At 74.1% G+C, this 6,502-nt stretch carries 7 protein-coding genes; 3 read left to right on the top strand and 4 right to left on the bottom strand.

Annotated elements, in window-relative coordinates:
* Positions 1–84 precede the first annotated feature (84 nt).
* Complete coding sequence (locus I6A81_RS37720; protein ID WP_203005587.1) at positions 85–417, bottom strand: ArsR/SmtB family transcription factor; 333 nt, start codon at positions 415–417, stop codon at positions 85–87.
* 347 nt (positions 418–764) lie between these two features.
* Positions 765–1,157, bottom strand: coding sequence for a hypothetical protein (locus I6A81_RS37715; RefSeq protein WP_203005574.1), 393 nt, complete (start codon positions 1,155–1,157; stop codon positions 765–767).
* Between the two features lie 379 nt (positions 1,158–1,536).
* Between I6A81_RS37715 and I6A81_RS37710 the strand changes: the two genes are divergently transcribed.
* Positions 1,537–2,916 (top strand): M20/M25/M40 family metallo-hydrolase, encoded by a 1,380-nt coding sequence (locus I6A81_RS37710; protein WP_203005573.1) that lies wholly within the window; start codon positions 1,537–1,539, stop codon positions 2,914–2,916.
* Between the two features lie 28 nt (positions 2,917–2,944).
* Here I6A81_RS37710 and I6A81_RS37705 read toward each other — a convergent pair whose 3' ends face one another.
* A complete protein-coding gene (locus tag I6A81_RS37705) occupies positions 2,945–4,567 on the bottom strand; it encodes a carboxylesterase/lipase family protein (protein WP_203005572.1) in 1,623 nt (540 codons plus the stop codon).
* 292 nt (positions 4,568–4,859) lie between these two features.
* Here I6A81_RS37705 and I6A81_RS37700 point away from each other — a divergent pair, with 292 nt between their 5' ends.
* Positions 4,860–5,393 (top strand): hypothetical protein, encoded by a 534-nt coding sequence (locus I6A81_RS37700; protein WP_203005571.1) that lies wholly within the window; start codon positions 4,860–4,862, stop codon positions 5,391–5,393.
* A 10-nt stretch (positions 5,394–5,403) separates the two neighbouring features.
* On the opposite strand, the gene I6A81_RS45245 is transcribed toward I6A81_RS37700, so the two are convergent.
* Positions 5,404–5,559: a hypothetical protein gene (locus I6A81_RS45245; RefSeq protein ID WP_203005570.1), complete on the bottom strand. Its 156-nt coding sequence runs from the start codon at positions 5,557–5,559 to the stop codon at positions 5,404–5,406.
* Between I6A81_RS45245 and I6A81_RS37690 the strand changes: the two genes are divergently transcribed.
* Positions 5,558–6,430 carry a DUF4097 family beta strand repeat-containing protein gene (locus tag I6A81_RS37690; protein ID WP_203005569.1) on the top strand — a complete coding sequence of 291 codons (873 nt, stop codon included), beginning with the start codon at positions 5,558–5,560 and terminating at the stop codon, positions 6,428–6,430. The genes I6A81_RS45245 and I6A81_RS37690 overlap by 2 nt on opposite strands.
* The last annotated feature ends 72 nt before the right edge of the window (positions 6,431–6,502 follow it).

Below are 6,502 nucleotides of genomic sequence, written 5' to 3'. Positions count from 1 at the left end.
GCGGCGCCTGGGTTTTTTTTTAAACCCCCCGCGGGCGTCCTCCGGGACGCCCGCCGCGGTCGCCTCGCGGCCAGCGGCTGGACGCTAGGGCTGGGCCGCCAACAGGTCACGCAGGATCTCGGCCTGCTCGTTGAGGACGCCGGTGAGGATCAGACGGGTCTGGTCGAGCAGGCCGGCGATCAGTGGTGTGGCCAGCGCGTAGAAGACCGTCGTGCCCTGCTTGCGAGTGGTCACCAGACCGGCGCGGCGCAGCACGCCGAGTTGCTGGGACAGGTGCGAGGCCTCCAGGCCGACCTCGCCGACCAGCTCGCCGACAGACCGCTCCCCCTCGCGGAGAAGCTCCAGTACACGGATCCGGGCCGGGTGCCCGAGGGAACGGAAGAACTGGGCCTTGAGTTCATAGAGCGGGGTCGCCATCGGACTAGCCACTCTGCCGGCATCCCCGGCGGGTCAGTCCTGGCCTGTCTCGTTCACCCGCCCCTGGTCCGGATGCGCCCGGGGCCGTACGGTCGAGCGGGGCGCGCCCCGCGGAGGAAGGCCGTTGTCCCGGGCGGACCGCGAGGCCTCCCGGGATGCTGACCGACGGGAAGCGAACAGGGTGGTTCCCCTGCCCCCCAGTGAAGACCGCTTGCGATGAGGATGGTCGACGGGAAGGCAACACCTGCGAATCTTACGACATTGTCAGGTAGCCTACCGGGTCGGCGGGGCGCCTCCCACCAGCCCGCTCCGTCCGACCAGCCGGCTCGGCCTCGCCGGCCGTGGCGCTAGCCGCGGCGGCGGGACAGGCGGCGCAGGGCGCGGCCGGCGACGCCGGCGGGCCGCTGACCGGTGACGCCCGCGGGCTCCTGAGCGCCGCGCCGGGCACGCACCGCGCCGGCCGTCGAGGCCGGCCTGAAACCGGTGGCGCCGGCGCCCAGGTCAGGGCTGGCGACAACCCCGGCGTCGACGCTGGTCGGCACCGCCCGCGTGGGCCGGGCCGCCCCGGGAACGACCCGCCTGGCGCGCTGGCCGCCGAGCGCCAACTCGGGCCGGAACGCCGCCAGGTACCGCCCGGATCGCCGGTATCCGTGCACCCAGCGGAAGTGGTCGTCAAGATCGCCCGTCGACATGAACTCGGCGTCGCAGCGCAGATCGGCGCGTGGACATTGGTACAGCATCGTGAGCCGCCCTCCTCGCCGCCGGCCTTCTCAGACCCAGGCAAAGGCGTCGTCGCGCCTCGTCCACCGGAGCCTCGCCAGCGCAGGGGCCTGTACCCGAGAGCCGTGCGTCCGAAGCCACGAGAGGGCGCCGACAGGGCCACGCGCGAGCCGCTGGCGCGCTCGTCGGCGAGGGACCGGCGCGGCGCCGGTGACACCCGGCGACGCCCGTACGGCCAATGACGCCCCTACGGCTACCAATGCCCCTACGGCCATTGATGCCGTCCAGCCGCCGATCCGGCGGGCCGGTCCGCTCATGTGTTGCCGAAAGGTTACCGAAGATGTTCGACGAGCGTGGCTGATCCGGCACACCCTCGGCGACCGGGGCAGACTGTCAGGCATGGCGAGCGAGTCGACGACCTTCTCCGCGGCACCTACCGGATCGGTGCCGGCAGCCCCTGCGTCCGCGGGGGCACTGCCGAGCACCGGCGCGCAGGACGAGGTCGTCGAACTGTGCCGGGACCTGCTGATGATCGACTCGACGAACCGGGGCAACGGCGACGGGTTCGAGCGCGCCGCCGCCGAGTACGTCGCGGAGAAGCTCGCCGAGGTCGGGCTCGAGCCGACCCTGCTGGAGTCCGCCCCCGGCCGCACGAGTGTGATCACCCGGGTGGAGGGCGCGGACCCGAGCCGGCCGCCGCTGCTGATCCACGGCCATCTCGACGTCGTCGCCGCGGACCCGGCGGAGTGGACCCACCACCCGTTCGGGGGCGAGGAGGCCGACGGCTGCCTGTGGGGCCGGGGCGCGATCGACATGAAGGACATGGACGCGATGACGCTCGCCGTCGTGCGTGACCTCGTCCGCGCCGGCCGCCGGCCGCCGCGCGACCTGGTCGTCGCGTTCCTCGCCGACGAGGAGGCCGGCGGCCCGCTCGGCGCGCGCTGGCTGATCGACAACCACGCCGACCTGTTCGCCGACTGCACGGAGGCGATCAGCGAGGTCGGCGGGTTCTCGTACACGATCAACGACGACCTGCGGCTCTACCTCATCCAGACGGCCGAGAAGGGCATGGCCTGGATGAAGCTGACCGCGCGCGGCCGCGCCGGCCACGGCTCCATGCTCGCGTCGGACAACGCGGTCACGGCGCTGGCGGAGGCGGTGACCCGCGTCGGCCGGCACCGGTTCCCCGTGGTGCTCACCCCGACGGTCCACCAGTTCCTCGACTCGGTCGGCGACGCGCTGGGCATCGAGATCGACACCGACGACCTGGAGACGACGGTCGCCAAGCTCGGCGCGCTCTCGCGCATGATCGGCGCCACGATCAGCAACACCGCCAACCCGACCCAGCTGAACGCCGGCCACAAGGTGAACGTGATCCCCGGCGAGGCGACGGCCGGGATCGACGGGCGTTTCCTGCCCGGCCACGAGGAGGAGTTCATCCGCCAGATCGACGACCTGATCGGCCCGGACATCCGCCGCGCGTGGGTCGTGCTCGACCGGGCCGTCGAGACGCCCTTCGAGGGGCCGATGGTGGACGCGATGGCGGCCGCGCTGCGCGCCGAGGACCCGGGCGCGCGCGCCGTCCCGTACATGCTCTCCGGCGGCACCGACGCCAAGTCGTTCTCCCGGCTCGGCATCCGCTGCTTCGGCTTCTCCCCGCTGCGGCTGCCGCCCGACCTGGACTTCTCCGGGATGTTCCACGGCGTCGACGAACGCGTCCCCACCGAGGCCCTGAAGTTCGGCACCCGAGTCCTCGACCGCTTCCTCGCCGCCAGCTAGCCGAGGCCAGCTGACCAGGGCCCCGCGCTCACAGGAACAGGGGCGACGGGGGGAACTCGGCGCGGATCTCGGGCTCGGGGTCGTGGACGAGGCGGGTGGGGCGGTCGAAGACCATGGTGGCCCGCTCGCCGGCCGTGTAGGCCGGCCAGGCGGGCAGGCCGGGGTGGCTCGGGTCGCCGTTCCGGGCGAACGCGAGCCAGGCGTCGGCCATCTCGTCCACCAGCCGGTGCACGTCCGGGTCCTGGCCGCCGAAGCGGGCCCGGTCGTGGTTGTCGAAGACCAGCGGCAGGTCGAGGCAGTGCGGCGCGCCGAGGATCTCGCCCAGCACGGGGGTGCGCCAGGCCAGCAGGTAGGCGTAGGCCGGCGCCGCGCCCGCGGCCGCCTTGCGGTCCGCGAGCAGGAACGTGCTGGTCTGAAAGCCGATCCCCTGGCTCCAGGCCCGCAGGAACGACGGCGTCGCGTAGGGGCGCAGCTCTCGCAGCAGCGCGGCCCGCGCCGCGGCGCGCTCGCCCCAGGCCTCCTCGAGCCAGGGCCGGACCTCGTCCATCGTGAACTCGCCGAACCGCGGGTGGAACGCGGCCATGAAGGTCGCCTCGTCGGCGGTGCAGCCGACCAGCACCGGCACGGCGCGCTGCGGCGGCGCCGGCGCCGGGTCGAAGGGATGCGCCGGGATCGTGACGCCGTCGAGCACGGGCACGAAGTCCAGCGAACCGGCCCTCCCCCCGGCCGTGGCCCCGCCAGCCACAGCACCGCCAGCCACGGCCCCATCGGCCGCGGCCGCCTTCGCCGCCGCCGTCATCAGCGCCCTGGTCGGCAGCTCCCGGAGCGCCTCGGCCCTCGTCACGTCGAGGCCGAGCTCGCGCAGCAGCGCGTGCGCCGCCCGGTCGGCCCGCTCGGCGGTGGCGACGCGCAGCCCGGGGCCGCTCTGGACCGCGGCGCGGTGCACCAGCCCTTCGGCCGCCGGCATCGCCAGCAGCGCCGAGACCTTCGCGCCGCCGCCGGACTGGCCGAAGACCGTCACCCGGCCCGGGTCGCCGCCGAAGTTCGCGATGTTGTCGCGGACCCACTCCAGCGCCAGGACCACGTCGAGCATGCCCGCGTTGCCGGAGCCGGCCCAGGCCTCGCCGCCCAGGTCCGCGAGGTGCAGGTAGCCGAGCACCCCGAGTCGGTGGTTGACCGTCACCACGACCACGTCGCCCCGGCGGGCCAGCCGGTCGCCGAGGTACACCCCGTTGTTCGCGCTGCCGCTGGAGAAGCCGCCGCCGTGCAGCCACACCAGCACCGGCCGGCGGGCGTCGTCACGCCCGGGGGTGAAGACGTTGAGGTTCAGGCAGTCCTCGCTGACAGGCCCCTTGTCGCCTCCGCCGGCCAGGGTGACGAGCGCGATGCCGCGCCGTAGCGCGGCGGCCCGGTCCGCGCCGGGGTCGTCGGCTCCGTACCGCGCGCCCAGTCGCAGCATCGTCTGCGTGCAGCGAGGGCCCCAGGTGACGCAGTCGCGCACGCCCGCCCAGGGGTCGGGCGGCGGCGGCGGGCGGAACCGGCGCGCCCCCGAGGTGGCGCCACCGTAGGGAACCCCCAGGAAGGCGAGCGTCCCGTTCTCCTCGATCCGCCCGCGGACCTTCCCCGCGGTGGTCTCGACGACGCCGGTCAAGCGACCTCCAGGCGGTCGCGAGGCCCAGCCGGCGGCTACCGGCACCGGTGGCCCCCCGCGGGCCGCACGCCATGGTACGGCCCAGCACCCCCGTGGCATCGCGATGACGCCATGTCGGCACCACATGGCCCTCGACGCTCGGGAAACCACAGGGAGCCAACGGCGACACCCGGTCTCCGGTCCCGCGCCCGGCCGCCCGTCAGCCGCGCAACCATTGCATGGCATCACTGCAGCGCCGCTCTGGCATCACGTTGGTGTTGACATGGCGCCATTGTGGCACCATCATGGCATCATGGATCTGGCGCCGTATGTCGACACTGTCCGCGAAGAACTCGCGGTGGCCGCCGAGGCCGGCGGCGAGGAGGCGCGGGCGCTCGCCGACCGCCTCACCGCGACCCTGGAGTCGACCATCCGGCTCACCCTGCTGGAAGCGCTGTCGGCCGCGGCTGACGAGATCACTCGAGAGCTCGCGCCCGGCTCGGTCGACGTCCGGCTCCGCGGGCGGGACGCCTCGTTCGTCGTGACATCACCCAGCCGTCCCTTCGACGAGCCGGCCGAACGCCACGGCGAGGCGACGCCGGCCCCCGCGCCGGCGTCGCCGAGCCCGGCGCCGGCCGCGGAGGGGGACGACGCGGCGATCGCACGGATCAACCTGCGCCTGCCCGAGCACCTCAAGACGCGGATCGAGCAGGCGGCCGGCCAGGCGAGCCTCTCGGTCAACGCCTGGCTGGTCCGGGCCGCCGCCGCCGCGCTCGAGCGGGACATCCGCGAGCCCGGCCGCTCCGCGCCCCGCGGCGGCGGCCAGCTCACCGGCTGGGTCCGCTGACCCAGCCCGCCTAACCCGCCAACCCGCCAACCCGTTCCACCCAGGCCCGGCTGGCCGTCGGCGCGCCCAGGTGGCGCGCCAGCGACGGCGCGCCCAGGTAGCGCGCCAGCGACGGCGCGCCCAGGCAGCCGCACGCGAGCAGCCACAACCAGAAAGGCACCACCATGCCCACGTTCGCCACCCCCAAGCCGATCTCGGTGCTCGTCGAACTCCAGCTCGGCGACGTCCGGCTCGTCGCCGACGAGCGCGCCGACACCGTGGTCGAGGTCGCCCCGGCCAACGACGCCAGCGAGTCGGACGGCCGCGCCGCCGAGCAGGTCAGGGTCGAGTACGCCGACGGCGTCCTGTTGGTCCGGGCTGCCAAGCCCCGCGGCCGCGCCCGGTTCACCAGGGGCGGCTCGGTCGCCCTGTCGATCGGCCTGCCCGCCGGCTCGAACGTGCGCGCCCGCACCGAGTTGGGCCAGATCGACTTCGACGGGCCGCTCGGCGACTGTGAGATCAAGACAGGGTTCGGGCATGTGCGGGTCGACCGGGCCGAGGCCCTGCGGGTGGGCACCGGCATGGGTGAGGTGACCATCGGCCGGTCGGCCGGCCGGACCGAGGTCACCACCGGGTCCGGGACGATCCGGATCAGCGACATCGGCGGGACCGGGGTCGTCAAGAACTCCAACGGCTCGGTCTGGGTGGGCGAGGCGGGCGGCGACCTGCGGCTGAAGTCCGCCAACGGCGAGATCTCGGTGGACCGCGCGGGCGGCGCCGTCGAGGCGAAGACGGCGAACGGGGAGGTCCGGGTCGGTGAGGTCGCGCGCGGGACGGCCGTGCTCGAGACGGCGGCCGGGGGCATCGAGATCGGTATCCGCGCCGGCACGGCCGCCCGGCTCGACGTCACCACCCGCTTCGGCGTGGTCCGCAACAGCCTGGGGGTCGTAGACAGCCCCGAGCCCTCCGACGAGACGGCCACCGTCTACGCCCGCACCGCCGTCGGGAACATCGTGATCCGCCGCTCGACGTCCGCGGCGCCCGCCACCGCTCTCTAGACCCGTCTTCCGCACGTGCGTGCGGTGAGACAGTTACTTGATCGATTGTTCGGATCGGGTCGGGTTGATCGG

This window comes from Frankia nepalensis, from assembly GCF_016786325.1.
In the GTDB taxonomy this organism is placed as follows: Bacteria; Actinomycetota; Actinomycetes; order Frankiales; family Frankiaceae; genus Pseudofrankia; species Pseudofrankia nepalensis.
Note: the sequence above shows the minus strand (reverse complement) of the source record. Positions and strands in the feature narration are given on the sequence as shown.

Bases quoted from the DNA above. Each gene is read 5' to 3' on its own strand.
- I6A81_RS37715 (WP_203005574.1), bottom strand. From the start codon at position 1,157: ATGCTGTACCAATGTCCACGCGCCGATCTGCGCTGCGACGCCGAGTTC.
- I6A81_RS37710 (WP_203005573.1), top strand. From the start codon at position 1,537: ATGGCGAGCGAGTCGACGACCTTCTCCGCGGCACCTACCGGATCGGTG.
- I6A81_RS45245 (WP_203005570.1), bottom strand. From the start codon at position 5,559: ATGGTGGTGCCTTTCTGGTTGTGGCTGCTCGCGTGCGGCTGCCTGGGC.
- I6A81_RS37700 (WP_203005571.1), top strand. From the start codon at position 4,860: ATGGATCTGGCGCCGTATGTCGACACTGTCCGCGAAGAACTCGCGGTG.
- I6A81_RS37720 (WP_203005587.1), bottom strand. From the start codon at position 417: ATGGCGACCCCGCTCTATGAACTCAAGGCCCAGTTCTTCCGTTCCCTC.
- I6A81_RS37690 (WP_203005569.1), top strand. From the start codon at position 5,558: ATGCCCACGTTCGCCACCCCCAAGCCGATCTCGGTGCTCGTCGAACTC.